The 1,743-nt window shown below is 26.8% G+C and carries 2 protein-coding genes; one reads left to right on the forward strand and one right to left on the reverse strand.

Annotated features, from left to right (window positions below; translation table 11 throughout):
• On the forward strand, positions 1 to 588 hold a 588-nt coding region (locus tag VLM92_RS10030), incomplete at its 5' end, for an SDR family NAD(P)-dependent oxidoreductase (protein WP_325276206.1).
• Between the two features lie 463 nt (positions 589 to 1,051).
• On the opposite strand, the gene VLM92_RS10035 is transcribed toward VLM92_RS10030, so the two are convergent.
• A partial coding sequence (locus VLM92_RS10035; RefSeq protein ID WP_325276207.1) for a DUF4397 domain-containing protein occupies positions 1,052 to 1,743 on the reverse strand: 692 nt, incomplete at its 5' end.

Here is a 1,743-nt window from a genome sequence, read left to right on the forward strand (position 1 = left end):
ATAGAGTTTTATAAAGCAGATTTAAGAAATGAAGATGAAATCAAATCTGTATTTGAAAAAGTAGTAAACAAGTATGGTACTGTGCATATACTTATAAATAATGGAGCTATAAGTAAATTTAATAAATCTATATTTGATATAGATTTATCAGAATTTGATGATGTAATAGCTGTAAATCTTAGAGGAAGCTTTATATGTTCTAAAGAATTTATAAAAGCAAATAAAGGTCAAAACTACGGAAGAATAGTCAATATAAGTTCAACAAGGTTTAATCAAAATGAAGCAGGATGGGAAGCTTATGGAGCAGCTAAAGGTGGTATTATATCTTTAACTAACACAATGGCGATTTCATTATCAGATACACCGATTACTGTTAATGCAATAAGTCCTGGATGGATAAAAGTCGATGATTATAAATTATCGGAAATAGACAATAAACAGCATCCATCAGGTAGGGTAGGTAAACCTAAAGATATAGTTAATGCTTGTTTATTTTTAACTAATGAAGAAAATGATTTTGTAAATGGTGCCAATATTATTGTAGATGGTGGTATGACAAAGAAAATGATCTATATTGATGAAAAGTAAAATTTATAAAAAGATAAACTAAAAGTAGTTATATGAAATAATATAGTCAATAATGTAAATAAAGGGGTGACAGCATGGAAAAAGATTATTATTGTCCATATTGTAGTTCTAAGTTAGAAGTAATGGATAGCTGAGGTTCTGTAAGTTATTTTTGCATGGAATGCAAAATATTAGTGTCTAGGAAAAAAATATTGACTAAAGAGCAATTACAAGAAAATGAAGGTAAAGAAAATTAAATCTATAATATAGTTATAAGAAGGGGGGCAAATTATAATCCTGCAAATTTTGAGCCCCTCTATTTTAATACTAAATATATTTTTAAAATAAAATATTTTCATCAATAAATATAATAATCTACGGAATATTTCATGAGTATATCCTAGAGAATCAGGGTTCATACTTCTAACGATATAAAGGATATATAATTTAAAATTATTATTAATAATTAAATATGAAACTATTGTTAAAAAGAACACTTTTCAATAATAGTATTTCCATCTATTGCCTGAACAATCTTAAAATTATATCCTAAACCAAGTTTTTTCAATTCTGGATTTGAAGTTCCAACACAATACAATGTGTATATTTTATCTACGTTAATCTTAACTTCTGCCTTTAATATTTGGCCAATTCCATCTGCTGGACGAACTCCTAACAGATAATTTCCTATAAGAATATCTATATATTCACTTCCATTGTTACTTTCTGCTTGCCTAGCTAATTTATATCCATTTAGTGTCATAAGAAATATTAGTGGATCTGGAGTTAAATTATAAAATCTAACAACTGAGTTATTAGGTTTTGATTTTTGTTCAACATTATCTATTATAGGTACTAGCTTTAAATTATTTGAATCTCCTGTAATAGCAAGGGTCATTAATTGACCTCCTATCATCTCTACATCATTAACTTCAACAATAGGATTGTCTTTAGTATTAGTTAAATAAACTTGAATACTATATTTTCCTCCACTTCCAGATACATAAGAGCCAATTTCTAATGCTTTTAAACCTTTAGCTAATAAAAATTCATTATTTATATATACATCTAAAGCTTCTGACTCAATTAGAGCATTAAATATTCTAATAAATGAATACTGAGAATTTAAACAAGTAGGTAATGGTGAATCTGTAAATTGACGGTGATTATAAAACA

Origin of the sequence: Romboutsia sp. (assembly GCF_035470145.1) — a bacterium.
Lineage (GTDB): Bacteria > Bacillota > Clostridia > Peptostreptococcales > Peptostreptococcaceae > Romboutsia_D.